At 70.8% G+C, this 24033-nt stretch carries 25 protein-coding genes and 2 riboswitches; of the genes, 9 read left to right on the top strand and 16 right to left on the bottom strand.

The window, feature by feature from the left end:
* Nucleotides 1-26: 26 nt before the first annotated feature.
* Both VO99_RS11525 and VO99_RS11520 read right to left on the bottom strand, forming a co-directional pair.
* A complete protein-coding gene (locus VO99_RS11525; RefSeq protein ID WP_046113007.1) occupies nt 27-782 on the bottom strand; it encodes an SDR family NAD(P)-dependent oxidoreductase in 756 nt (251 codons plus the stop codon).
* 51 nt (nt 783-833) lie between these two features.
* On the bottom strand, nt 834-1280 hold the full coding sequence (locus VO99_RS11520) for a MarR family winged helix-turn-helix transcriptional regulator (RefSeq protein WP_052736272.1): 447 nt from the start codon (nt 1278-1280) through the stop codon (nt 834-836).
* Nucleotides 1281-1371: 91 nt separating this feature from the next.
* On the opposite strand from VO99_RS11520, the gene VO99_RS11515 reads away from it, so the two are divergent.
* On the top strand, nt 1372-2598 hold the full coding sequence (locus tag VO99_RS11515) for a Bcr/CflA family multidrug efflux MFS transporter (RefSeq protein ID WP_046113006.1): 1227 nt from the start codon (nt 1372-1374) through the stop codon (nt 2596-2598).
* Between the two features lie 4 nt (nt 2599-2602).
* On the opposite strand, the gene VO99_RS11510 is transcribed toward VO99_RS11515, so the two are convergent.
* Nucleotides 2603-3895 carry a D-amino acid dehydrogenase gene (locus VO99_RS11510; protein WP_046113005.1) on the bottom strand — a complete coding sequence of 431 codons (1293 nt, stop codon included), beginning with the start codon at nt 3893-3895 and terminating at the stop codon, nt 2603-2605.
* A 56-nt stretch (nt 3896-3951) separates the two neighbouring features.
* Nucleotides 3952-4065, bottom strand: a riboswitch (glycine riboswitch).
* Nucleotides 4066-4157, bottom strand: a riboswitch (glycine riboswitch).
* A gap of 119 nt (nt 4158-4276) precedes the next feature.
* Here VO99_RS11510 and VO99_RS11505 point away from each other — a divergent pair.
* Nucleotides 4277-4786 (top strand): hypothetical protein, encoded by a 510-nt coding sequence (locus tag VO99_RS11505; RefSeq protein ID WP_046113004.1) that lies wholly within the window; start codon nt 4277-4279, stop codon nt 4784-4786.
* Here the strand turns inward: VO99_RS11505 and VO99_RS11500 are convergent.
* On the bottom strand, nt 4783-5271 hold the full coding sequence (locus VO99_RS11500; protein WP_046113003.1) for a MaoC family dehydratase: 489 nt from the start codon (nt 5269-5271) through the stop codon (nt 4783-4785). The genes VO99_RS11505 and VO99_RS11500 overlap by 4 nt on opposite strands.
* A gap of 73 nt (nt 5272-5344) precedes the next feature.
* Between VO99_RS11500 and VO99_RS11495 the strand changes: the two genes are divergently transcribed.
* Both VO99_RS11495 and VO99_RS11490 read left to right on the top strand, forming a co-directional pair.
* Nucleotides 5345-5923 carry an NnrU family protein gene (locus VO99_RS11495; RefSeq protein WP_046113002.1) on the top strand — a complete coding sequence of 193 codons (579 nt, stop codon included), beginning with the start codon at nt 5345-5347 and terminating at the stop codon, nt 5921-5923.
* On the top strand, nt 5923-6762 hold the full coding sequence (locus VO99_RS11490) for an alpha/beta hydrolase (RefSeq protein WP_198156927.1): 840 nt from the start codon (nt 5923-5925) through the stop codon (nt 6760-6762). The genes VO99_RS11495 and VO99_RS11490 overlap by 1 nt, the downstream gene beginning before the upstream one ends.
* Here VO99_RS11490 and VO99_RS11485 read toward each other — a convergent pair.
* From VO99_RS11485 to VO99_RS11470, 4 genes are all read right to left on the bottom strand, one after another.
* Nucleotides 6737-7420: a phosphatase PAP2 family protein gene (locus VO99_RS11485; protein ID WP_157039538.1), complete on the bottom strand. Its 684-nt coding sequence runs from the start codon at nt 7418-7420 to the stop codon at nt 6737-6739. The genes VO99_RS11490 and VO99_RS11485 overlap by 26 nt on opposite strands.
* A 43-nt stretch (nt 7421-7463) precedes the next feature.
* On the bottom strand, nt 7464-8474 hold the full coding sequence (locus VO99_RS11480; RefSeq protein ID WP_046113000.1) for an ABC transporter substrate-binding protein: 1011 nt from the start codon (nt 8472-8474) through the stop codon (nt 7464-7466).
* 66 nt (nt 8475-8540) lie between these two features.
* On the bottom strand, nt 8541-9338 hold the full coding sequence (locus tag VO99_RS11475; RefSeq protein ID WP_046112999.1) for an ABC transporter permease: 798 nt from the start codon (nt 9336-9338) through the stop codon (nt 8541-8543).
* Nucleotides 9335-10084: an ABC transporter ATP-binding protein gene (locus VO99_RS11470; protein WP_046112998.1), complete on the bottom strand. Its 750-nt coding sequence runs from the start codon at nt 10082-10084 to the stop codon at nt 9335-9337. The genes VO99_RS11475 and VO99_RS11470 overlap by 4 nt, the downstream gene beginning before the upstream one ends.
* 125 nt (nt 10085-10209) lie before the next feature.
* Between VO99_RS11470 and VO99_RS11465 the strand changes: the two genes are divergently transcribed.
* On the top strand, nt 10210-11289 hold the full coding sequence (locus VO99_RS11465; protein ID WP_083440527.1) for a M12 family metallopeptidase: 1080 nt from the start codon (nt 10210-10212) through the stop codon (nt 11287-11289).
* A 9-nt stretch (nt 11290-11298) separates the two neighbouring features.
* Here VO99_RS11465 and VO99_RS11460 read toward each other — a convergent pair whose 3' ends face one another.
* From VO99_RS11460 to VO99_RS11450, 3 genes are all read right to left on the bottom strand, one after another.
* Complete coding sequence (locus tag VO99_RS11460; RefSeq protein ID WP_083440526.1) at nt 11299-12939, bottom strand: phospholipase D family protein; 1641 nt, start codon at nt 12937-12939, stop codon at nt 11299-11301.
* Nucleotides 12940-13047: 108 nt separating this feature from the next.
* Complete coding sequence (locus VO99_RS11455; protein WP_083440548.1) at nt 13048-13851, bottom strand: pirin family protein; 804 nt, start codon at nt 13849-13851, stop codon at nt 13048-13050.
* 113 nt (nt 13852-13964) lie between these two features.
* Nucleotides 13965-14561 (bottom strand): FMN-dependent NADH-azoreductase, encoded by a 597-nt coding sequence (locus tag VO99_RS11450; protein WP_046112995.1) that lies wholly within the window; start codon nt 14559-14561, stop codon nt 13965-13967.
* Between the two features lie 103 nt (nt 14562-14664).
* Here VO99_RS11450 and VO99_RS11445 point away from each other — a divergent pair, with 103 nt between their 5' ends.
* From VO99_RS11445 to egtD, 3 genes are read left to right on the top strand one after another with little or no spacing between them, the layout of a single operon-like run.
* Nucleotides 14665-15648 carry a LysR family transcriptional regulator gene (locus VO99_RS11445; protein ID WP_232315340.1) on the top strand — a complete coding sequence of 328 codons (984 nt, stop codon included), beginning with the start codon at nt 14665-14667 and terminating at the stop codon, nt 15646-15648.
* Entirely contained in the window at nt 15645-17003 is a 1359-nt protein-coding gene (gene egtB / locus VO99_RS11440) for an ergothioneine biosynthesis protein EgtB (protein WP_083440525.1), read from the top strand. Before VO99_RS11445 ends, egtB begins: the two co-directional genes overlap by 4 nt.
* Nucleotides 17000-18007, top strand: coding sequence for an L-histidine N(alpha)-methyltransferase (gene egtD, locus VO99_RS11435; RefSeq protein ID WP_375136392.1), 1008 nt, complete (start codon nt 17000-17002; stop codon nt 18005-18007). Before egtB ends, egtD begins: the two co-directional genes overlap by 4 nt.
* Before the next feature lie 3 nt (nt 18008-18010).
* Here egtD and VO99_RS11430 read toward each other — a convergent pair whose 3' ends face one another.
* On the bottom strand, nt 18011-20326 hold the full coding sequence (locus tag VO99_RS11430; RefSeq protein WP_046112992.1) for a cytochrome P450/oxidoreductase: 2316 nt from the start codon (nt 20324-20326) through the stop codon (nt 18011-18013).
* A 20-nt stretch (nt 20327-20346) separates the two neighbouring features.
* Nucleotides 20347-21303 carry a Bug family tripartite tricarboxylate transporter substrate binding protein gene (locus tag VO99_RS11425; RefSeq protein WP_375136391.1) on the bottom strand — a complete coding sequence of 319 codons (957 nt, stop codon included), beginning with the start codon at nt 21301-21303 and terminating at the stop codon, nt 20347-20349.
* Between the two features lie 138 nt (nt 21304-21441).
* Between VO99_RS11425 and VO99_RS11420 the strand changes: the two genes are divergently transcribed.
* Nucleotides 21442-22287 carry an IclR family transcriptional regulator gene (locus VO99_RS11420; protein ID WP_375136390.1) on the top strand — a complete coding sequence of 282 codons (846 nt, stop codon included), beginning with the start codon at nt 21442-21444 and terminating at the stop codon, nt 22285-22287.
* 9 nt (nt 22288-22296) lie between these two features.
* Here the strand turns inward: VO99_RS11420 and bamE are convergent, their stop codons facing one another.
* The 3 genes from bamE to queE all read right to left on the bottom strand — a co-directional run bounded on the left by bamE (nt 22297) and on the right by queE (nt 23942).
* Nucleotides 22297-22854 carry an outer membrane protein assembly factor BamE domain-containing protein gene (gene bamE / locus VO99_RS11415; protein ID WP_052736270.1) on the bottom strand — a complete coding sequence of 186 codons (558 nt, stop codon included), beginning with the start codon at nt 22852-22854 and terminating at the stop codon, nt 22297-22299.
* Nucleotides 22855-22929: 75 nt separating this feature from the next.
* Entirely contained in the window at nt 22930-23307 is a 378-nt protein-coding gene (locus VO99_RS11410) for a 6-carboxytetrahydropterin synthase (RefSeq protein WP_083440523.1), read from the bottom strand.
* The gene (gene queE / locus VO99_RS11405; protein ID WP_046112990.1) at nt 23307-23942 is read right to left on the bottom strand and encodes a 7-carboxy-7-deazaguanine synthase; all 636 of its coding nucleotides are present in this window, start codon (nt 23940-23942) and stop codon (nt 23307-23309) included. The genes VO99_RS11410 and queE overlap by 1 nt, the downstream gene beginning before the upstream one ends.
* Nucleotides 23943-24033 lie beyond the last annotated feature (91 nt).

Raw genomic sequence — 24033 nt, 5'->3', positions numbered from 1 at the left:
GTGGGGCCATGAACGCCCCGCGCGCCTCAGCTGCGGCGGATCTGCAGCGGCCCGAACGACTGGCAGTTGGGCATCATCGAGATGGCGTTGATGGTCACGTGCGCCGGCCGCATGGCCAGCCAGTGCACCGTGTCGGCGATGTCCTCGGCCGTCAGCGGCTGGGTGCCGGCATACACGCTGGCGGCCTTCTGGTCGTCGCCATGGAAGCGCACGTTCGAGAACTCGGTGCCGCCCACCAGGCCCGGTTCCACGCAGGTGGCCCGCACGCCTGTGCCGATCAGGTCCGCGTTCAGGTTGTGGGTGAACTGGTGCACGAAGGCCTTGGTGGCGCCGTACACGTTGCCGCCGGGGTAAGGCACCTCGCCGGCGATGGAGCCGATGTTGATGATGGAGCCGCGGCCACGCGACACCATGCCCGGCACGATGGCGCGGGTGACGTTCACCAGCCCGGCGCAGTTGGTGGCGATCATGCGTTCCCAGTCGTCCAGGTCGGCCTGGTGGGCGGGTGCCAGGCCCAGGGCCAGGCCAGCGTTGTTCACCAGCACGTCCACCTGCGCGAAGTCGGCCGGCAGCGCGGCCAGCGCGGCGGCGGCGGCCGGGCGGTCGGTGACGTCCAGCGCCAGCGGCAGCACGCGGCCGGGGTGCCTGTCGGCCAGCGCCTGCAGCCGGTCGGCGCGGCGCGCGGCGGCGATCACGCGGGCGCCATCGGCCAGGAAACGTTCGGCGATGGCAAGTCCGAAGCCGGCGCTGGCGCCGGTGACGAGAACGGTGGTGGTGGTCATGCAGCAGGTCCTGAACAGGGGCAAAACGCCACTGTAAGACCCGCGCGCGCTTCAGCCGCCCGCGCCGGGCAGCCGCGCGCTCATGCGGCCCAGCAACCGCGCCAGCGTGGCCTGCTCCTCTGCGCTGAGGTCGGCCGCCAGCAGCGCGGCCAGGCGCTTGCGCTGCCGGCCCATGTGCCGGTGGGCGGCCTTGCCCTCCTCGGTGAGGGTGAGGCGCCAGCGGCGGCCGTCCTGCGCGTCGGGCTCGCGCGCCAGCAGGCCGGCCTGCACCAGCCGCGCGGCCATGCGGGTGACCTGGGCCTTGTCGCGCCCGGTGGCCTGCACCAGCTGCTGCTGCGACACGCCATCGCCTTCGGCCACGATGGACAGCAGCCACATGTCCAGCGGGCTGGCCGGAATCGCCTGCTCGTCCAGTGCCTGCTGCATCCAGCCGCGGTAGCCGTTGAACACGGTGATCACGGGCTGCAGCAGGTCGTCCTCGGTGCGTACTGCGGGCATCTTGTCTCCATCTTGTTGCGTCGCCACGGACGCCTCCATCATATCGGCGAATTGGTTGATTGAATCAACCAACTGGCCGTATAGTGCCGGCATGACCATCTCTTCCGCAGCCGCGCTGCCGGCGGCCCGCGCGCCGCTCTCGCTCATCCTGGTGCTCGGCGGCCTGGCGGCTTTCGCGCCGCTGTCCATCGACATGTACCTGCCCGCCTTCCCGGCCATCGCCGCGGAGCTGGGCGTCTCCGCCGGCCAGGTGCAGTACACGCTGGCCGCCTACTTCCTGGGCATGGCGCTGGGCCAGGCCTTCCACGGGCCGCTGGCCGACCGCTTCGGCCGCAAGCCGCCGCTGTATGCCGGGCTGGCGCTGTACCTGCTGGCCTCCATCGGCTGTGCACTGGCCGAAGGCGTGGCCATGCTCACCGCGCTGCGCTTGCTGCAGGCGCTGGGCGGCTGCGTGTGCATCGTGGTGCCCATGGCCATGGTGCGCGACCGGTTCGATCCGCAGACCTCCGCCCGCGTGCTGTCGCGGCTGATGCTGGTGATGGGCCTTGCGCCGATGCTGGCGCCACTGGCTGGCTCGGCGGTGCTGGGCCTGGGCGGCTGGCGCCTGGTGTTCTGGATCCTGGCGGCCTGCGGCGTGGCCGGGCTGCTGGCCTCGTGGCTGGCGCTGCCCGAATCGCTGCCGGCCGCGCAGCGCCGCGACACCTCGCCGCTGAAGGCGCTGCGCACCTACGCCGGGCTGCTGCGGGACCGCCGCTTCCTGGGCCATGCGCTGGCCACCGGCCTGGCCAATGCCGGCATGTTCGCGTACATCGCGGCCTCGCCCTTCGTGCTGATCGAGCTGCACGGGCTCTCGCCGCAGGCCTACGGGTTGGTGTTCGGCGCCAATGCGCTGGGCCTGGTGGCCGCGGCGCAGCTCAACCACCGGCTGCTCAAGCAGCATGACGCGGGCACGCTGCTGCAAGCCGCGCTTGCCGTGGCTGCGGTTGCCGGTGCTGGCCTGCTGGCGGTGGCGCTGCTCACGCCGGCATGGCCGGCCCTGGCGCTGCCGGGCACGTTGCTGGGGCTGTTCGTGTTCGTGGCATCGCTGGGCTTCGTCGGCGCCAATGCAGCCGCCGGGGCACTGGCCCACCAGGGCCACCAGGCCGGTAGCGCATCGGCGCTGATGGGCACGCTGCAGTTCACGCTGGCCAGCGCCAGCGGCGCGGCGGTCGGCCTGATGAACGACGGCAGCGCCCGCCCGATGGGCCTGGCCATGGCGGTGGCCGGCGGCCTGGCGCTGCTGGCCTACCGGCGGCTGGCCCGGCCCGTGTCCAGCTGAAGCCTTACGCGGCGGCCAGCCGCCCGGCCGGCGCCGCCTGCGGCAGGCCGCAGAAGGCGAAGTCCAGCTCCGGCACGCGGCCGCTCACGATGTCGGCGATGGCACGGCCGGAGCCGCAGGAATGCGTCCAGCCCAGCGTGCCATGCCCGGTGTTGAGGAACAGGTTGCCGATCCTCGAGCGGCCGATGTAGGGCACGTTGGACGGCGTGGCCGGCCGCAGCCCGGTCCAGTAGCGGGCGCCCTGGCCGTCCGTCATCTGCGGGAACAGCTCGCGGGTGCGGCGCACGATGGCTTCGCAGCGCACCAGGTTCAGCGAGGTGTCGTAGCCGTTGAGCTCGGCCGTGCCGGCGATGCGCAGCCGGTCGCCCAGGCGGGAGAACACCAGCTTGTACTCGTCGTCGGTCAGCGAGACGTTGTACGAGTTCGCCGGGTCGATCACCGGCAACGTGACCGAGTAGCCCTTGGCCGGATAGATGCGCAGCGTGATGCCGAGCTGCCGCGCGAAGGCCGCGCTGAACGAGCCCATGCACAGCACGAAGCTGTCGGCTGCCTCGCGGCGCACCCCGCCGTCGGCATCGGCCACCTGCACCGCGGCCAGCCGGTCGCCCTCGCGCTCGATGCCGACGATGCGGGTGTCGGTGAGGAAGCGCACCCCGGCCGCCTGCGCATGCCGCGCCAGCACCTGCGTGAAGGCGTGGGCGTCGCCCGATTCGTCGCTGGGCGTCATGCTGCCGCCGACGATGCGGTCGCGGCACTGGGCCAGCGCGGGCTCGATCTGCACGCATTCGTCGGCCGTCTTCATGTCCAGCTCGCAGCCATGCTCGCGCATCACGCGGGCCGGCTCCTGTGCGGCATCGAACTCCTGCTGGCTGGTGTAGAAGTGCAGGATGCCCTTTGTGAGGTGGTCGTACGGGATGTCCAGCTGCGCGCGCAGCTGCTGCAGCGTGCTGCGGCTGTACAGGCCCAGGTTGACGATCTGCCGGATGTTGTGGCGGGTGCGTGCCGGCGTGCATTCGCGCAGGAACTGCAGGGCCCACAGCCACTGCTGCGCATCGGGCCGCAGGCGGAAGAGCAGCGGCGCATCCTCGCGCGCCAGCCACTTCAGCACCTTCAGCGGCGCGCCGGGATTGGCCCAGGGCTCGGCATGCGAGACCGAGATCTGCCCGCCATTGGCGAAGCTGGTTTCCAGGCCGGCGCCGGGCTGGCGGTCGATCAGGGTGACGTCGTGGCCGGCCTGCTGCAGGAACCACGCCGAGGTCACGCCGGTCACGCCGGCGCCGAGAACGATGACTTTCATGGAAGTACTCTCAGGAAACGAACAGTCATGGAAGGGACGAACGCATCCGCGCTCGTGCCGCTCCCGCTGTCCTCGGTACCTGAGAGATTCAGCGCCGGCCCCTCACGGGCATGGCGCCTTGCTCCTTCGGTGGAAGCCCGTGGCGGGCTTCACTCTCCAGCGTCGGCCAATCGACAGATCCAGTACGGTGCCTGAGCGTGCATGGGAGGTTGCGCCTTCGGCGGCATGCCGGTGGTGGCATGCGCTCTCCTGAATCTGCGGCCGAGTTTAGCCGCAGAGGATGTGACGGGGTGTTGTCCGACAGCCCATGGGTTGCGCCAGCGGCGACACTCGGCGCCCGGGCTGCCGCGTCGCGGTGCCGGATCGAACAAGGAGAAACCCATGAGTCGCACATTGCTCGTGCTTGCCGTGCTGGTGCTCACCGCCGGCTTTGCGCTGCTGAACTGGTCGGCGTTTGCCACGCCCACGCCGCTCTACCTGGGCTTCACCACCGTGGAAGCGCCGCTGGGCCTGATCATGCTGGGCCTGGTGGCCGTGCTGAGCGTGGTGTTCGTGGTCTGGGCCATCTCGCTGCAGGCCACGCTGCTGATGGAGCAGCGCCGGCTGAACAAGGACCTGCAGGCCCAGCGTGCCCTGGCCGACACCGCCGAGGCCTCGCGCTTCACCGAGCTGCGCAGCTTCATCGCCGCCGAGACCCTGCGCCTCGCCCAATCCCACGAGCAGACGCGCAGCGCCCTGGTGCAGCGCATGGAGCAGCTGGAAGACCGCCAGCGCCTGGCCTTCGAGCAGAACGCCAATGCGATCGCGGCCACGCTGGGCGAGCTGGAAGACCGCCTCGAGCGCGGCCTGCCCGGCGGCAGCGTGGCGCTGGCCGAACGTTCGCGTTTCTAGGCCGCGCCCGGGCGACGGCCGAACATGGCCCAGCCCTCCATGGTCAGCACCGGCTCGCCGTGCTGGTTGCTGGCCTGCCAGCGTGAACGCACCAGGCCCACCTGCGGCTTGCTGGCCATGGGCCGGGCCTCCAGCACCTCCAGGCGCACGCTGAGCACATCGTCCACGTACACCGGCTTCAGCCAGCGCAGGTTCTCGATGCCCGGCGAGCCCAGGCTGCTGCTGTCCAGCACGTATTCGTCGCACATCATGCGCATGACCATCGCGCAGGTGTGCCACCCGCTGGCGCACAGGCGGCCGAACAACGAGCGGGCAGCGCCTTCGTCGCTCAGGTGGAAAGGCTGCGGATCGAATTCGCCGGCAAAGCGGATGATCTCCTCGCGCGTGACGCGCTTGGCGCCGAACTCGCGCACGCTGCCCACCGGAAAGTCCTCCCAGTAAAAGCGCTTGTCTGCCGGCACGGCGCCGGCTTGGGCCTCGCTCATCTCACCTCCTCGTTCGTGATGGCTGGAGGGTGAGAATGCCGGCATTCCCGCCATCGCGCACAGCGCCATCGCCATGACCGCCTTGATCGCCGGACTGTTGTTGTTCCTCGGCCCCCATGCCACGCGCATCTTTGCCGAAGGCTTTCGCCAGCGGCAGATCGCCGCGCACGGGCTGCGGCGCTGGAAGGGGTTGTATTCGCTGGTGTCGCTGGCCGGGCTGGTGCTCATCGTGTGGGGCTACGGCCAGGCGCGGCTGGACCCGGTGCTGCTGTGGCAGCCGCCGCGTGGCATGCGGCATGCGGCACTGCTGCTCACGCTGATCGCCTTCGTGCTGCTGGCCGCTTCCGACAGCCCGCGCAACCACATCAAGGCCGCGCTGCACCATCCGATGGTGCTGGGCGTGAAGGTATGGGCCTTCGCCCACCTGCTGGCCAACGGCATGCTGGCCGACGTGGTGCTGTTCGGCAGCTTCCTGGTGTGGGCCATCGTGCTGTATGCCGTCTCGCGCCGGCGTGACCGGCGCGAGGGCACGGTGTACCCGCCCGGCACGCTGCGCGGCACCGTCATCACGCTGGTGGCCGGCGTGGGCGTGTGGCTGCTGTTCGTGTTCTGGCTGCACAGCTGGCTCATCGGCGTATCCCCGCTGGGATGATGCGGCGCCTGGCCTGGAAGGCGCTGGCCGCCCTGCTGGTGGTGGCCCTGGCGGCCTATGCCTTGATGCTGGGGGCGCTGTGGTGGAAGCAGGAGACGCTGATCTTCCATCCGGTGCCGCTGGCCGCCGACCACCGCTTCGACCTGCCGGCCGACGTGCACGAGGTGTTCATCGACGTGCCCGGCGCGCGGCTGAATGCGCTGCACCTGCGGCGCCCCGGTGCACGCGGCGTGGTGTTCTTCCTGCATGGCAACGCAGGCAACCTGGAGCGCTGGTTCGTCAACCTCGACTTCTACCGCGCGCTGGGCATGGACCTGTTCATGCTGGACTACCGTGGCTATGGCAAGAGCACCGGCCGCATCGAGAGCGAGCAGCAGCTGCTGGCCGACGTGCAGGCCGCCTGGGCCCGGGTGGCGCCGCAGTACGCGGGCCGGCATGTGGTGTTCCTCGGCCGCTCGCTGGGCACCGGACTGGCGGCCCGGCTGGCAGCCGAGCTGCCGCCGGCGCAGCGACCGCAGGCGCTGCTGCTGGTCTCGCCCTACCGCAGCATGGTGCAGATGGCGGCCGAGCAGTACCCCTTCGTGCCCGCGCCACTGCTGCGCTACCCGCTGCGCACCGATGCCGCATTGCAGGCGCTGGCAGGCACGGCGCTGCCCATCGACCTGGTGCATGGGGATCGCGACACGTTGATCCCGCTGGCCCACAGCGAGGCGCTGGCGCGCACGCTGCCCGGCGTGCGGCTGCACCGCGTGGCCGGTGCCGGCCATGGCGACCTGCAGCGCTTCGAAGCCTACGAAGCCGCGCTGCGCGACGCTATGGCGCCACCACGCGGCCGTTGAGCCGCTGCTGCTGCTGCTGCCATTCGCGGTGCATCTGCGCGCGGGTATAGGGCTGGCTGCGGCCAGCCAGCTGCACCGACAGCTGCGTCACCCAATCATGCGTGCGCGAGGGCGGCGCGCCCGCCACAGCCACCGCCAGCCACACGCCCACGATGAGCACCAGCTTCTTCGGCGCGCTGGCCTGGGGCAGCTCGGCCGCGCGCAGCGCCAGCAGGCTGGAAGCGGCGCCCAGGCCGAAGCCGACCCAGCATTCCGACGGCGAATGGGCATGCACCTTGACCCGTGACACCGCCACCAGCGCAGCCAGCGCCAGCCCGGCCAGTACCGCCGGCGCATGCCAGCGCGGATGCGATGCGCCCACCGTCTCGCGCGCCAGCAGCGGCAGGATGGCGGCGGAGAACATCGCGTGGCCGGAGATGCCGGTGAAATCCAGCGGCGCGTAGCCCACGCCGTAGCCGATGAAGGCCACCTTGCTGGCGGTGGTGAGCAGCGCGGCCACGGCGGTGGTGCCCAGCCACACCAGCGCCACGCGGGCGGCACCGGCGCGCAGGGCCAGCCAGGCGGTGACGGCCAGCAGTGCCGGCAGCAGGAGTTGGGCTTCGCCGAAGCGGGTGACGGTGTGCCAGAACAAGTACATCGGCCAGGGCAGCAATGACAAGGCCGGCATGCAGCCGGCCCTGGTGATTGGGGGAAACCCGAGCTTACTTGCCGCCGAGCTGCTTCTTCAGGTCCAGCCCCACGCCCTTGTTCACGAATTGCATCGTGGCGACCTTGCTCAGGTCGACCTCGCCAGGCTTGTACAGGCCGGCCTTGACCATCTTGTCGTAGAAGTCCTTCACCCGCTCCGGCTTCATGGCGCCGATGCCCAGCGTGGTGGCGTCGCCGGAATCGACGATGCCCAGGCTCTTCATCAGCGCGACCGACTTGTCCAGCATCTCGTCGGTCATCTCGGGGTTGTCGCGCTTGATCAGCGCATCCGCGCGGCGGCGGTCGCCGTACAGGTAGCTCACCCAGCCCATGGCCGACGCATTGACGAAGCTGCGGATGAGATCCGGGTCGTTCTTGACCATCTCGGTGCGGGCCTCGATGGTGGTGGAGTAGGTGCTGTAGCCGTGGTCGGCCAGCAGGAAGGTCAGCGGCTTGAAGCCGCCCTGCTTCTCGATGGAGATCGGCTCCTCCACCGCGTAGCCCTGCTGGATGCTCTTCTTGTCCGACAGGAAGGGCGCCAGGTTGTAGTTGTAGGGCTTGAGGTTCTCGTCCTTGAAGCCGTAGTCGGCCTTGAGCCAGCTCCACCACGAGAACTGCGCATCCTTGGCGATGAAGGCGGTGGGCGCGTTCTTCAGGTCGGCAAACTGCTTGTAGCCCTGGTCCGGGTGGGCGAACAAGGCCTGCGGGTCCTTCTGGAACATGGACGCCACCACGATCACCGGCACGCCGTTCTTCACGTTGTCGAAGCTGTGCAGCAGGTTGCCGGTCATCAGGAAGTCGATCTTGCCGGCCGGCAGCAGCGGCCGGTTGTTCACCTGCGGGCCGCCCTGGCGGATCTCCACGTCCAGGCCCATGCGCTTGTAGGTGCCGTCGGCCAGCGCCTGGTAGAAGCCGCCGTGCGCAGCCTGGGCCTTCCAGTTGGTGGCGAACACCACCTTGGTCTGCGCCTGCGCGCCCAGTGCGCTGACGGTGAGGACGGCAAGGGCAAGGGCGCGGTAGGGCATGGTCGGACGGCGGCTGAAGGGGTGGGCGGACTATAGCGAGCGGTGTGCCAACCGGTAACAGCAGGGCTAGTCGGCCACCCTTTCGCTGTCATGCCAACGCCCCAGCAGCCAGTGCGACAGCAGCAGCATCAGCCCGTACAGCGCGATGCCGGTGAGCGACACAAGCACCAGCGCGGCGAACATCTTTGGCATCTCGGTGCGGAAGCTGGCTTCCAGGATGCGCGAGGCCAGGCCCGTCTCGCGGCCGGCGGCGCCGGCCGTGAACTCGGCCACCACCGCGCCGATGAGCGACAGCCCCGCCGCCACCCGCAGCCCGGCCATGAAGTACGGCATCGCCGAAGGCACCAGCAGGTGCACCAGCGTCTGCCAGCGGGTGGCGCGATACAGGCGGAACAGGTCGCGCAGCCGCGCATCGGCGCTGCGCAGGCCCACCACCGTGTTGGCCAGGATGGGAAAGAAGGCCACGATCCAGGCGCACAGCAGCAGCGCTGCGGTGGTGCTGTCGATGAAGATCAGGATCAGCGGCGCGATGGCCACGATGGGGGTCACCTGGAGCACCACCGCGAAGGGGAACAGGCTCAGCTCCACCCAGCGCGAGACCGCGAACAGCCCGCCCAGCAGCACCCCACCCACGATGGCCAGCGCCAGCGCGCCGAAGGTGATCTTCACCGTGAACCACCAGCTGCCCATGAGCGAGCCGAAGTTGGCCCAGAGCGTCTTGCCCACCAGCACCGGGCCGGGCAGCAGGTACTGCGGCAGCTGGTAAAGGCGCACCACGGCCTCCCAGCCCACCAGCGCGGCCACGGCCACGACGACGGGCACCACCCAGCGCAGCCACGGCGCCTCGGCACGGGGGCCGCTCACAGCGCGGCCTCGCTGGCCTGCTCCATCGCCTGCGACACCTCCGCGCACCAACCGATGAACGCCGGGCTGCTGCGGAAGGCCGGCAGCCGCGGATAGGGCGCGTCCACCACCACCTCGGCCACCACGCGGCCGGGCCGAGCGCCCATCACCACGATGCGCTGGCTGAGGAACACGGCCTCAAACACGCTGTGGGTGACGAACACCGCGGTGAAGGCATCGCGCTGCCACAGCGCCAGCAGGTCCTGGTTGAGCTTGAAGCGGGTGATCTCGTCCAGCGCCGCGAAGGGCTCGTCCAGCAGGAGCAGCGAAGGGCGCGTGACCAGCGCCCGGGCGATGGATGCACGCATCTTCATGCCGCCGGACAGCTCCCGCGGCAGGGCCTGCGCAAAGCCGTCCAGCCCCACCGCGGCCAGCGCGGACCGCACTGCGGCATCGGCCTGCGCACGCGGCGCCCGGCGCAGGCGGAGCGGCAGGCGCACGTTGTCGGCCACGGTGGCCCAGGGCATCAGCGTGGGCTCCTGGAATACGTAGCCCACGTCGTCGGCCGGGCGTTGCACGCTGCCGCTGCTGGGCGCATCCAGCCCCGCCAGCAGTCGCAGCACGGTGCTCTTGCCGCAGCCGGAAGGCCCCAGCAGGCTCACGAACTCGCCACGCGCGGCCTGCAGGTCCACCTGCTGCAGCGCCTGCACGCCGTTGGCGAAACGGCGGCTGACCTGGTGCAGCGCCAAGAAGGGGGCCTGTTTCATGGCCGCGGATGATGCCGCAGCCGGCATCCCTAGCTCCGCGTCCCTAGCTTGTCAGGCTCACCGTGGCACGCCAACGCGGAAATGCCTAAGGTACGCAACAGACCGCCACCTCACTGGAGCCTGCCATGCCCGATCCGACGACCGACCGCCCAGCCGATGACACAGGCCAGCCGTTCCGCCCGGCCGCCCGCTGCTGCTACGACCGGGTGCTGCCGCGCAACCTGATGCGCCCGCAGCCGCTGGCCGCGCCCCGCCCCGGCGGCCGCGCCCGTGCGGTGGCGGTGCGCGGCACCACCTGGCTCAACGGCTCCACGCTGAAGGTGCGCTTCATCGGCGGCACCGCCAGCCAGCGCGCCACCGCCCGCGAGGAGGCGGGCTGGTGGGAGGCGGTGGCCAACCTGAAGTTCGAGTTCGGCAACATGCCCAATGCCGACATCCGCATCAGCTTCGATGCCAACGACGGCGCCTGGTCCATGGTGGGCACCGATGCCCGCAGCGTGCCGCTGAACCAGGCCACGATGAACCTGGGCTTCCTCGACGGCGGCACCGCGGCGCATGAGTTCGGCCATGCCATCGGCCTGGGCCATGAGCACAGCAACCCCGAGGGCGGCATCCGGTGGAACGAGCCGGTGGTCATCGCCGCGCTGGCCGGCCCGCCCAACTTCTGGGACGAGGCCACGGTACGGCACAACGTGTTCCGCAAGTACTCGGTCGACCAGATCAACGGCACCGAGTTCGATCCCGAGTCGATCATGCTGTACGCCTTCCCGGCCGAGTGGACGCTCAACGGCGTGGCCACGCGGGCCAACGAGGTGCTCTCGCGCCTGGACAAGGAGTTCGTGGCCGGCGCCAAGATGTACCCGCGCAGCAGCCCCGGCGTGGCCCAGCCGCTGCCGCTGGCGGTGGGCGCCGCGCGCATCGAGCAGTCCATCGGCCGCCCTGGCGAGGAAGACGTGTTCCTGCTGAAGGTGGACGCCGAGGGCGTGTACGAGATCGACACCCGCGGCCCGACCGACGTGTACATGAAGCTGTTCGGCCCGGGCAGCCCCACCGCGCTGATCGCCGAGGACGACGACAGCGGCTACGGACTGAATCCGCGCATCAGCAAGGCGCTGCTTCCCGGCGACTACTACGTGCAGGTGCGCCACTACGACCGCAGCAGCGGCACCGGCCGCTACACCATCGGCGCGCGCCGACGCACCTGAGCGGCGGCGCTACAGCATCTCCTCCGGCGCCAGCGGGCCCAGCAGCTTCAGGCCCCAGCGCTTCCACACGGAGGTGTCCGGCTCATGGGTGAAGCGCAGCGGCTGGCCCTTGTCGTCGGTGTGGTTCCACACCAGGCCGCCGCTGCCTTCCAGCGTCACGCGCCAGGCGGCGCGCTGGGTGATGCCGGTGAGCAGCGCTTCCACCTGCCCCGCGAAGGCGGTGCTGCGCGTGACCAGACCCATCTCGGTGTTGAGGTTGGCCGAGCGCGGATCGAAGTTCATCGACCCCACCACCACCGTGCCGCCGTCCACCAGCATGGCCTTGGCATGCAGGTTGGTGCGCGAGTGCACGCCGCCGAAGCGGGGTGGCTGCGGGCCGCCGGGCTCCGCGCGCAGCTCGTACAGCTCCACGCCCTGGGCCAGCAGCGCCTCGCGGTAGCGGCTGTAGCCCAGGTGCACCGCCGGGGCATCGGTGCCCGCCAGCGATGCGGTGAGGATGCGCACCCGCACGCCGCGCTGGCGCAGCTCGGTGATGAGCTTCATGCCGGCCTCCCCGGGCACGAAGTACGGCGTCACCAGGAACACCTGCTGCCGGGCCGAGCGCATCAGGCCGGCGAAGTCGTCGAACATGATCTCGTCGGGCGACGGCGAGCCCTGCGTCTGGCTCTTGGAGGGCCGGTCGGCCCACAGCCGCGCGGGCATCCATTGCAGCTTGAGCGGCCCCTTGCGCATCGCCTCCACCTGGCTGCGCAGACGCTCCAGCGTTTCCGGCTGCAAGCCCGAAGGTGCGTCCAGCGGCGCGGCGCCCACTGGCGGCAGCGCGGGTGCGCTGGCGCTGTCGTCTGCCGGTGGCGCCGGTGGCGCCGCCTCGGTGGGCCTGGCCGGCGGCTGCCGCGGGGCGTCGCCCGCGGCATCGGGCGCGATGATGGCATCGGCCGGATAGGCCAGTTCGCTGGCCCAGTAGCGGTCGAAGGTGGCCGAGAGCTGCTGCACCACCGGGCCGGCCACCAGCAGGTCCAGGTCCACGAAGTTCGCCTTGGCGCCCTGCAGGAAGTAGGCGTCGCCCAGGTTGCGGCCGCCGGTGACGGCCAGCGCGTTGTCGGCCACCAGCTGCTTGTTGTGCATGCGGCTGTTGATGCGCGCCATGTCGTGCAGCGAGGCCATCACCCGCGTGGGCAGCGAGAAGCGCCCGGCCGGCAGCGGGTTGTACAGCCGCACCTCGATGCGCGCATGCCGCGTCAGCCGCAGCAGCGCATCGTCGGTGCCGCTGGTGTTGAAGTCGTCGATCAGCAGCCGCACCCGCACGCCCCGGTCGGCCGCGGCCTGCACGCGCTGCAGCAGCAGGCGCGAGCTGGCCTCGTTCAGCACCGCGTAGTACTGCAGGTCCAGCGTGTGCTGGGCCGAGTCCACCAGCATGAGCAGGGCGGCGAGCGCTTCCTCGCCACCCACCAGCAGCCGGATGCCGGACAGCGCGGGACGTTCGTCGCCGCGCTCGGCCGCCACCTGGCGCGCCAGGGCGCTGGGCGTGCTGCTGGGCAGCGCCCGGCTCTCGGTGCGCGGCGGCATCGGCGGCAGCGCGGCGCAGGCCTGCAGGAAACACACGCCGCTCAAGGTGGCGGCGGACAGCAAACGTCGGTAGAGGAGGGCCATGCGGCGATGGTCGCCGGGCCTGCTGTTACGCCTTGTCGGACAACGCCTCAAGCGGGTGCACGCACCCGGCCTGCCACCCGCACCTGCGGGGGTGCGGGCGGCGCGGCATCAGGCAAAGCGGCCGGCGCGGAAGTCCTCCACCGCCTGGAAGATCTCGTCATTGCTGTTCATCACGAACGGGCCGTACTGCGCGATGGGCTCGTTCAGCGGCCGGCCGGCGATCAGCAGCGCCCGGGTGGGCTCGGCGCCGGCCTGCAGCACGATGCCGTCGCTGCCCGGCGTATTGGCCAGGATGGCCATGCGCTGCAGCGGCACGCTGCATTCGCCCACCTGCAGGCCGCCCCGGTACACGTACAGGAAGGCGTTGTGCTCGGCCGGCAGCGGCTGCTCGAAGCGGGCGCCCGGCGCCAGGTGCAGGTCGAGGTACAGCGGCAGGCTGCCCTCGCGCTGCACCGCGCCCTGCACGCCATGGCTCTCGCCGGCGATGACACGGGCGCGCACGCCATCGGCGTTGAATTCCGGGATCTCGGCGCTGGGGATGTCGCGGTACCAGGGCTCGCGCATCTTGTCCTTCGCCGGCAGGTTCAGCCACAGCTGGAAGCCTTCCATGCGGCCGTCCTGCTGCTCGGGCAGCTCGCTGTGCACCACGCCGCGGCCGGCGGTCATCCATTGCACGCCGCCATCGCCCAGCAGGCCTTCGTTGCCGGCGCTGTCGCGGTGGCGCATGCGGCCCGCGATCATGTAGGTGACGGTCTCGAAGCCGCGGTGCGGATGGTCCGGAAAGCCGGCGATGTAGTCGTCGGGATTGTCGGTGCCGAAGGCATCGAGCATCAGGTACGGGTCGAGCCGGCGCTGCAGCGGCTGCGTGAGCACGCGGGTGAGCTTGACGCCCGCGCCGTCGCTGGTGGCCATGCCGGCGACCAGCCTTTCCACCGTGCGCGGACGCGCCACGGCGGCGGTGTCTTGCAGAACGAGGGTTTCGGTGGTCACTTCATGGCTCCTTCGGTTGGCGGGTGTGGTGGATGTCAGGCGGTCAGTTCGGCGATCTGCTCGCGGGCGCTGGCCAGGGCGGCGGCTTCGGCCTCGGGGCCCATCGCGATGCCTTCGGCGTAGACGAACTGCACGTCCGTCATGCCCAGGAAGCCCAGCACGTTGCGCAGGTACGGCACCTGGGTGTCGTGCGGCTGGTCGCGGTACAGGCCGCCGCGCGTCAGCACCGCGATGACCTTCTTGTTCTTCAGCAGGCCCTCGGGGCCGTTGGCGGTGTACTGGAAGGTGACCTTGGCACGGGCGATGGCGTCGATCCAGTTCTTCAGCTGCGACGAGACGCCGAAGTTGTACATCGGCACGCCCAGCACCACCACGTCGGCGGCCTGCACTTCGGCGATCAGCGCATCGTCCAGCGCCACACGGGCGGCCTGCTCGGGGGTGCGCTGGTCCACCGGGGTGAACAGGGCGCCCAGCGTGGCTTCGTCCAGCGCGGGATGCGGCTGGGTGGTCAGGTCGCGCACCTTCAGCTGCGCGCCGGGCTGGGCCGCCACCAGGGCCTGGGCCAGCTCATGGGCCAGCTGGGTGGAGTGGCCGTTCTGGCGGGCGCTGGAATTGACTTGCAGGATGTTCATGATCGGGGCTCCTTGGGAGAAAGGGGAAGTCGGTGTGTCCGTGCAGTCAATGTATTGGCGCAAGCGCAGCACCACTAGACAGTCTTCTGGATAAGATCGTTCCATGAGCGCAACAATGATCCCCGCCGACATCCTGTCGCCCAGCCTGCATGCCGACGACCTGCTGCTGTTTGCGCGGGTGATGGAAGGCGGCAGCTTCAGCCGCGCGGCCGATCGCCTGCGGCTGCCCAAGTCCACCGTCTCCCGGCGCATCGCCGCGCTGGAACGCCGGCTGGGCGAGCGGCTGCTGCAGCGCACGACGCGCAAGCTGGTGATCACCGAGTTCGGCCAGGGCGTGCTGGACCATGCCCGCGCCATCGCCGAGGAGGTAGACGGCACGCTGGCGCTGGCGCTGCACCGCCAGGCCATGCCCAGCGGCACGCTGCGGGTGTCGATGCCGGCGGACTTCGCCAACGTCGTCATCGCGGACATGCTGGGCCAGTTCATCCAGCGCCACCGGGAGATCACGCTGCAGCTGGACCTGTCGCCCCGGCGGGTGGACCTGATCGGCGAGAGCTTCGACCTGGCCATCCGCATGGGGCTGGCGCCCGACGACAGCCAGCTGGCCGCGCGGCAGCTGGCCGACTTCAGCACCGGCCTGTACGCCGCGCCGGCCTACCTGCATGCGCATGGCGAGCCGCAGACGCCCGAGGTGCTGCAGTCGCTGGATGCGCTGATGCTGCTGACCCGCTCCGGCGAGCCGCTGCCCTGGGAGCTGCGCCGCACCGCGCCCGACGGCACCGAGCAGCATTGGACGGGCGTGCCGCCGCGCCGTACCGTGGCCAACCTGCCCGACCTGCTGATGCGACTGGCCTGCGAAGGCGCCGGCATCGTCGCGGTGGGCGATTTCATGGCCGAGGACGCGCTGCGCCGCGGCGCGCTGGTGCGGGTGCTGCCCGACTGGCAGCTGCCGCGCACCAGCGCCTGGGCGGTGTTCCCGGGCCGGCGCCTGATGCCTGCGAAGACCCGGGTCTTCATCGACGCCCTGGCCGCCCGGCTGCGCACGTGTGACGATGCCGGCAAGTTCGACCCACCCAAGGCGGCATGACACGGGCACGCACGTTGCCGCAGTGCCGCTCCAGTTCACACGCCACGCCCGGGGAGACGCTTTTGCCAGCCGAGAACGAACAGCAAGCCGCCATCCCGGCGGCCGGCGATCTCGCCCGCCGCTTTGCCGAGGTCCGGCGCCATTCGCTGGCCCTGGCCGAACCCCTCTCGCCCGAAGACCAGTGCGTGCAGTCCATGCCCGATGCCAGCCCGGTGAAGTGGCATCTGGCGCACACCACCTGGTTCTTCGAGACGCTGGTGCTGCAGGCCGGCCAGCCCGGCTACCGGCCCTTCGACGAGCGCTTCGGCTTTCTCTTCAACTCGTACTACGAATCGCTGGGCCCGCGCCATCCGCGGCCACAGCGCGGGCTGCTCACGCGGCCGGCGCAGGCCGAGGTGCTGCGATACCGCGCCGCGGTGGACGAAGCGGTGCTGGCCTTCCTGCCGCAGGCCGACGCGGCGCTGCGGCAGGCCGTGGAGCTGGGCCTGCACCATGAGCAGCAGCACCAGGAGCTGCTGCTGACCGACGTCAAGCACCTGCTGTCGCAGAACCCGCTGCAGCCCGCCTACCTGCCCGCACCCACCGCCGCCACCGCGCCCGCGGCGGCCGCGCCGCTGCGGTGGCTGCCGTTCGAAGGTGGCATCGCCAGCGTGGGCCACGATGCCCGCGAAGGCTTTTCCTTCGACAACGAGACGCCGCGCCACGAGGTGCTGCTGCACCCTTTCGAGCTGGCCAGCCGGCCGGTCAGCTGCGGCGAGTTCCTTGCCTTCGTGCGCGATGGCGGCTACCGCGATCCGCAGTGGTGGCTCTCCGAAGGCTGGGCCACGGTGCAGGCCGGGGGCTGGCAGGCACCCTGGGGCTGGAGTGCACTGGACGAGGCCGTTCCAAAGCTGTTCACGCTGTTCGGCACCCAGCCGCTGCAGCTGGACGAGCCGGTGTGCCACCTCAGCCTGTACGAGGCCGCGGCCTATGCCGCCTGGGCCGGCGCCCGCCTGCCGACCGAGTTCGAATGGGAAACCGCCATGCGCCGCAGCGGCGTGATGCTGCAGCGCGCGGAAGCCACGCTGCATCCGCACCCCCGTGCCGCGGCCGCGGCCGACGGCACCGACCGCCCGCACGGCCTGCACGAGGTGTGGGAATGGACGCGCTCGGCCTACGACCCCTACCCCGGCTTCCAGCCGCTGCCCGGTGCCGCCGCTGAATACAACGGCAAGTTCATGGTGGGCCAGGTGGTGCTGCGCGGCGCCAGCTGCGCCACGCCGCCCGGCCATGCCCGGCTGAGCTACCGCAACTTCTTTCCGCCGGCCGCGCGCTGGCAATTCAGCGGGTTGCGCCTGGCCCGCGACATCCGCTGAAGGAGACCGCAACGATGGCCTATTCCGAACTTCTGCCGCGCAGCGGCACCGCGCCCCGCCCCGATGCCGCCGCGCCCGCCACCGAGTTCGGCCGCGCGATGCGGCTGGCGCTGGCCGAGACGCCGCACCGCATATCGCCCAAGTTCTTCTACGACGCCGCGGGCTCCGCGCTGTTCGACCGCATCTGCGAGCTGCCCGAGTACTACCCCACCCGCACCGAGCTGGCGCTGCTGGACCGGCATGCACAGGAGATGGCCTCGCTGATCGGCCCCGAGGCGGACCTGATCGAGTTCGGCGCCGGCTCCGCCACCAAGGTGCGGCTGCTGCTGTCGGCGCTGCAGCAGCCGCGGCGCTTCGTGCCCATCGACATCTCGGCGGACCACCTGCAGGGTGCGGCCGCCGCGCTGCGCCGCGACCACCCGGGGCTGGACGTGCACCCGCTGGCCGCCGACTTCACCCGGCCCATCCAGCTGCCCGCCCTGCCCGACGGCAGCCGCGCCCGCCGCGTGGGCTTCTTTCCCGGCTCGTCGATCGGCAACTTCTCGCCCGACGAGGCGGTGACCTTCCTGCGGCAGGCGGCCGAGCTGCTGCGCGGCGGCGGCCTGCTGATCGGTGCCGACCTGGTGAAGGACCCGGCCCTGCTGCATGCCGCCTACAACGACGCGGCCGGCGTCACCGCCGCCTTCAACCTGAACCTGCTGGTGCGCGCCAACCGCGAGCTGGGCACCAACTTCGACACCACGCAGTTCGCGCACTACGCCTTCTTCGAGCCGCGGCTGCAGCGCATCGAGATGCACCTGCTGAGCCGCCGCACGCAGACGGTGCAGCTGGGCGGGGAAGCCTTCACCGTGCAGGAAGGCCAGACGCTGCACACCGAAAACTCGCAGAAGTTCACCGTGGAAGGCTTCCGCCGCCTGGCCCGGCAGGCCGGCTTCGCGCCCGGGCCGGTGTGGACCGATCCGAAGAACCACTTCAGCGTGCACTGGCTCGCAGCGCCGCAATAAGGGCTACAAGGCCAGCGTCAGCCGCTCGCCGCAGGCGCGGGAGCAGCAGGCCATCATGCGGGTGTTGGCCTCGCGCTCGGCGCGGGTGAGCACCACGTCGCGGTGGTCCACCGCGCCTTCCAGCACCCGCACCTCGCAGGAGCCGCACAGGCCTTCCTCGCAGTCGCTCTGCACGTCCACGTTGGCCGCGCGCAGGGCCTGCAGCAGGGTCTGGTCGGGCCGCACCGGGATCACCAGGCCGGAGTCCTTCAGCGCCACCTCGAAGCCGTGTTCCTTGGCGGGATCGAGCACACCCAGCGTGGAGCTGAAGTGCTCCACCCGCAGCGTGTCGTCCGGCCAGGCGGAAGAGGCGGCTTCCAGCGCATCCAGCAGCCGCTGCGGCCCGCAGGCATACACCTGCACGTCAGGTTCCGGCGTGGCCAGCAGGGCCTGCACGTCCAGTCGGCGGCCCTCGTCGCCGATGTACAGCTGCAGCCGCGGGCCGTGCAGCGCCTGCAGCTCGGCCACGTAAGCCATGCCAGCGCGGCTGCGGCCGCAGTAGTGCAGCTGGTAGTCGATGCCCAGGGCCTGCGCGCGCCGCGCCATCGCGCTGATCGGCGTGATGCCGATGCCGCCGGCCACGAACACCACCCGCCGCGCGCTTTCATCCAGCCGGAAGTGGCTGCGCGGGCCGCGCACCTGCAGCCTGTCGCCCGGCTTGACCTGGCCGTGCACCCATGCCGAGCCGCCGCGGCTGGCCGGCTCGCGCAAGACCGCGATCTGCCAGCGCCCGGCATCGGCCGGGTCGCCGCACAGCGAATACTGGCGCGACAGGCCAGTTTCGCCGCAGCTCACGTCGATGTGCGCGCCGGCCGACCAGCGCGGCAGCGGCTTGCCGTCGGCCGCCGCCAGCGTCAGCTGCACGACGCCCTGCGCCACCGGCGTGACCGCCTGCACCACCAGCGGCCGCGTGATGGCATGGGCCGAGGGCTCGCCGATGCGCACCGGCGCCTGCGCGGCCAGCACCTGCGGATCGCGCCGCTCGGGGTTGAGCGCCGGGTCCCATTCCACCCACAGGTGCTCCGGGCCGCGGAAGGAGGTGTTGGGTACGTAGCTGAACTGCTGCTCGGCCAGACGCATGTGCGGCAGCCGGCGGGTGAATTCCTCCAGGAACACCTGCATCTCCATCCGCGCCAGGTTCTTGCCCATGCACTGGTGGGCGCCGTAGCCGAAGGTGAGGTGGTCGCTGGCGTTGTCGCGCCGGATGTCGAACAGGTCGGCATCGCCGAAGTGCCGTGGATCGTGGTTCGCCGACGAGGTGACGATCAGCAGTTTGGCGCCGGCCGGCAGCGTCACGCCTTCCACCACCGCCTCCTGCGTGACCAGCCGGCGCCAGGCCGCCACCGAGCCGTTGTGGCGCAGGCACTCTTCCACCGCATTCGGGATGAGCGACGGGTCTTCGCACAGCTCGCGCCAGGCGTCGGGGTGCTGCAGCAGCAGCTTCATCGCATTGGCGGTGGCGTTGGCCGTGGTCTCGTGGGCGGCGACGATGCCGGCCATCATCATCGAGTGCAGGTAGGAGTCGGTCACCACCTCGGGGTGCAGTTTCTGCTGGCGCAGGCCGTACTGCATCCAGCCGGGCGCATCGGGGTCCTGGCGCATCTTGTCGAGCACCTTCCCCGCGAACTGCCAGAAGTTGCCCACCGCATGGGCGACGGACACCTGCTCCTGCGGCTTCGGCCGGCCCCAGGTATTGACCGTGTGCGCGATGGAGTACTGGCGCAGCGTGTCCATGTCTTCCTCGGGCACGCCCAGGAAGTGCAGCGCCACGGTCAGCGGCACCTCCCACAGCATCTCGTCGACCAGGTCGGCGCGGCCGTGGTCGATGAAGCGGCTGACGTACTCCCGCGTCAGCTGCCGCACCATCGGCTCATGATGTTTCAGCGCCTCGGGCGTGAACGGCTCCATCAGCACGCGGCGGCGCGGCATGTGGGCCGGCTCGTCCTCGTTGACCAGCGTGCGGTTCATCGCATAGCCGTAGCTGGCCAGCACCGCATTGGCCTCGGGGCCGGTGGGCGTGATCTTCTCCAGCGCGATGGAGGGGCTGAAGGTCAGGTTGTCGCGAAAGATCGCCTTGATGGCGTCGTACCGCGTCACCACCCAGTAGCCCAGCTGCGGGCTGTAGAAGATCGGCTCCTGCTCACGCGCCCAGCGCAGGTACTCGGGCGGGTCCTGCTGGTAGCCGTCGCCGAAGGGGTCGAAGGCGGCCGCGCCGGCGCTCACCGGGCAGCCGTTGGGGGCCAGGTCGTGGGCCACAGGGCAGGCACCGGGGGTGGACATCGGGCGGCTCCTTCCAGCGGTCAGTCGAGGGTGATCTTCAGGTCGCGGATCAGCTTGTGCCAGCGCGTGGTCTCGCTGGCCAGCAGGTCGGCGTACTGCGTGGCGCTGCTGCCCACCGGCTCCACGCCGAACTCCACCATGCGCTTGTTCACCGCCGGATCGTTGATGGCCGCCACCAGATGTCGGTTGAGCGCGGCGATGGTGTCGGGCGGCGTGCCGGCCGCCACCACCACGCCCACCAGGGCCGCGGCTTCCACGTTCTTCATGCCCAGCTCGGCGAACGTGGGCACCTCGGGCAGCTGGGGCAGCCGCGTGGCATTGGCCACGGCCAGTGCCTTCACCTTGCCGCTCTTGATGAAGGCCGAGCCGGCCGCCAGGTCCACCATCATCGCGGGCACCTGGCCGCCGGCCACCTCGGCCAGCGCAGGCGCGGCGCCACGGTAGGGCACGTGCACCATGAACAGGCCGGCCTCGCTCTTCAACAGCTCCATCGCCAGGTGGTGAGGGCTGCCGGCGCCGGCCGAGGCGTAGTTGATGCCACCGGGCTTGGCCTTGGCCTGCGCGATGAAGTCCTTGGCATTGGCCGCGGTCGAGGCCGGGCCGGTGACCAGGATCATCGGGAAGCGGCCCATCAGCGTGACCGGCGCCAGGTCCTTCACGTTGTAGGTCAGGCTCTTGTACAGCGCCTGGTTGAACACCAGCGTGCCGTTGTCGGCCGACAGCAGCGTGTAGCCGTCCGCCGTGCCGCGGGCGGTTTCCGCGGCGGCGATGGCAGTGTTGCCGCCCGGCTTGTTTTCCACGATCACCTGCTGGCCCGTCCTGGCCGACAGCGATTGCGCCACCGTGCGAGCCAGGAAGTCGGACCCGCCGCCGGCGGCATAGGGCACCAGCCAGCGCGGCGGCTTGGCGGGATAGGCAGCCGCCTGCGCCCAGGCGCCCGGCGCCGCCACCAGGGCAGCCAGACCGACGGTGATCACGGTGCGGCGCGTGCGGCCGCCCAACAGCAGATGGTTCAAGCGAATCTCCCCGGCGCAGCGGCCGTCGTCATGCATAGCGTAAGTTTTATACGCATTGCGTAATGACTGCAGCGGGCATACCCTTGCCGCATGACCGCCCTGCCCCCTGTTGCCGCCACCCTGTCCGCCGCCGAAGTCCCCCGCTCGCGTGAGCGCCGCCAGCGGGTGCAGGCGGCCGAGACCGGCCTGTCGGTGCTCAAGGGCCTGGGCCGGCTGGGGGGCCGCGCCAGCCTCAGCGTGCTGGCCGCGCATGTGGGCGAAAGTCCGGCCAAGGTGCACCGCTACCTGGCCAGCCTGGTCGAGGAAGGGTTCGTCACCCAGGCGGCCGGCTCCCAGCAGTACGTGCTGGGCGCGGAAGCCATTGCGCTGGGGTTGGCCGCCATGCGGCAGGCCGAGCCGATCCGCGCCGCCGAGCCGTCGCTCGCGCGGCTGCGCGAGGCGCTGTCCCTCACCTGCTTCGTGGCGGTGATGGGCAACAAGGGGCCGACCATCGTGCGCTTCGAGGAGCCATGGCTGCCCATCTCCGTCAATGCGCGGGTGGGTTCGGTACTGCCGCTGCTGTGGTCGGCCACCGGGCGGGTGTTCCTGGCCTGGCAACGCGACGAGGCGCGCCTGCGCACCATGGCCGAGCAGGAACTGGCCGAAGCGCCCGCCGAACTGCGCGGGCCGCTGGGCCAGGGCGATGCCATCGGCCGACTGGCGGACGCGGTGCTGGCCGCCGGCTGCGCCACGGTGAAGGACACCAACCTGCGTGGCATCAGCGCCGTCAGCGCCCCGGTGTTCGACCATGGCAGCCGGGTATGCGCAGCTTTGACGGTGCTGGGGCCTACCGGCGCCTTCGATGCGTCGGCGGACGGCGCGGCAGCGCGGGCGGTGCGGGAGGAGGCCCGGGCCGTCAGTGCATTGCTGGGCCACGCCGCGCCGGCCAGCCCAGGCGCGGGTTGACGGCTGCCGTCAGCGCATCAACGGAAAGCGCCGGTCGTCCACGTCGCAGGCCGGATCAGGACCGAAACTGGTGTCCTCCACCACGCCGGAGGGCGTGATGCCGACGTGGAACAGCTGGCAGAACGGCGTGTCGTAGCGGTAGCTCCACACCGTCTGGTTGTGATAACGCACGCCCCACACCCGCGCCGGGCGGCCCAGCGTCTGGCGCACCTGGTCGGCCGTCATGCCCGCCTGCACGCTGGCGAAAGTGGTTTCGGTGAGCACCTGGCTGCTCTGCAGCAGCCGGCCCTGCGCATCGAAGTCCAGCATGTAGGTGTGCTTGCCATACGGGCCACGGGCGAATTCCAGCCGCCGGCTGCCGTCGGCACGCGGGTATTCGCCGGTGGGCTGGCCCATCAGGCGCACTGCGGTGTCGATGGAGTCGCCGGGCTTCAGGCTCCCCGGGCTGTAGCCGGTGGCGCAGGCGGCCAGCAGGGCCGGCAGCACGGCGGGCAGCAGCCGTACCAGGCGCCGGAACGGCATGCGGTGCTGGCGACGGGCGGCGGCGGGAGCCGGGCGGGCGTTCATCGGGGTCTCCTGGCGGGCGTTGCTGTGCGAGGCGGTGGTCCTTCACCGTGGCAACGCACGTTCCCGCGGCGCGGATTACCAGCGCAGGACGCAGCGGTCCCCGCTGGCCTGGCGCTCGATCATCACCGCGCACAGGCCCGGCACCGTGGGCAGCAGCTGGCGGCGCAGGTAGGCGCACAGGTTTTCCAGCGTGGCGGGGCCCAGGTCGGGCACCTCGTCCAGGAAGTGATGGTCCAGCAGCGCGCGCACGCGGGCGATCTCGGCGCGCAGCAGCGCCAGGTCCATCACCATGCCGGTGGCAGCGTCGGGCACGCCGGCCACCGTCACCTCGGCCTGGTAGGTGTGGCCGTGGATGCGCCGGCTGCCCTCGGTTTCCAGCGTGCGGCGCAGGGTGTGCGCGGCTTCGAAGAAGAAGCGCTGCGAGAGCTCGCAGCGCACGTCGGCGCTCGTCATCAGCGGATGTCCAGGATCTTGTGGGTCTGCAGCGAAAGCCGCCAGCGCGGATCAGACTGGCAATGCGCGGTGGCCGCACGGGTGTTGGCCTGGCGGTCCGGGCCGTCCATCGGCTGCAGCAGCAGGTGCTGGAAGCCGGGTGCCTCGACGTCCGCGGGCATCAGCGTGGGCTGCGGAAACACCAGCTTGAGCTCATGTCCACTGCGCTGCACCCACGCCGCCCCGGCCTTGGGGCTGACGCAGATCCAGTCGATGCCTGCCGGCGCCGGCAGCGTGCCGTTGGTCTCCACGGCGATCTCGAACTGCTGCGCGTGCAGCGCGTCGATCAGCGCGGCATCCACCTGCAGCAGCGGCTCACCGCCGGTGAGCACCACATAACGGTGGCCGCGGCCGGCGGGCCATTGCGCGGCGATGAGCGCCGCCAGCTCGGCCGCCTGCGCAAACTTGCCGCCCAGGGTGCCGTCGGTGCCCACGAAGTCGGTATCGCAGAAGCGGCACACGGCGGACGCACGGTCCTGCTCGCGGCCTGTCCACAGGTTGCAGCCGGCAAAGCGGCAGAACACCGCTGGCCGGCCGGCGCGCAGGCCTTCGCCTTGGAGGGTGTAGAAGATTTCCTTGACGGAATACGTTGCCATTCGGGATCGTCTATGCGCCATGCGCTGCCTAACCGTTGCGTACCGCAGATTCCCGCGCCTTGCCGCCTCGGGAACGCAGTGCACGGCTCGG

It is taken from the genome of Aquincola tertiaricarbonis (assembly GCF_000969605.1).
In the GTDB taxonomy this organism is placed as follows: Bacteria; Pseudomonadota; Gammaproteobacteria; order Burkholderiales; family Burkholderiaceae_C; genus Aquincola; species Aquincola tertiaricarbonis.
The sequence above is the reverse complement of the archived record's forward strand: the minus strand, read 5'-3'. Positions and strand labels throughout refer to the sequence as shown.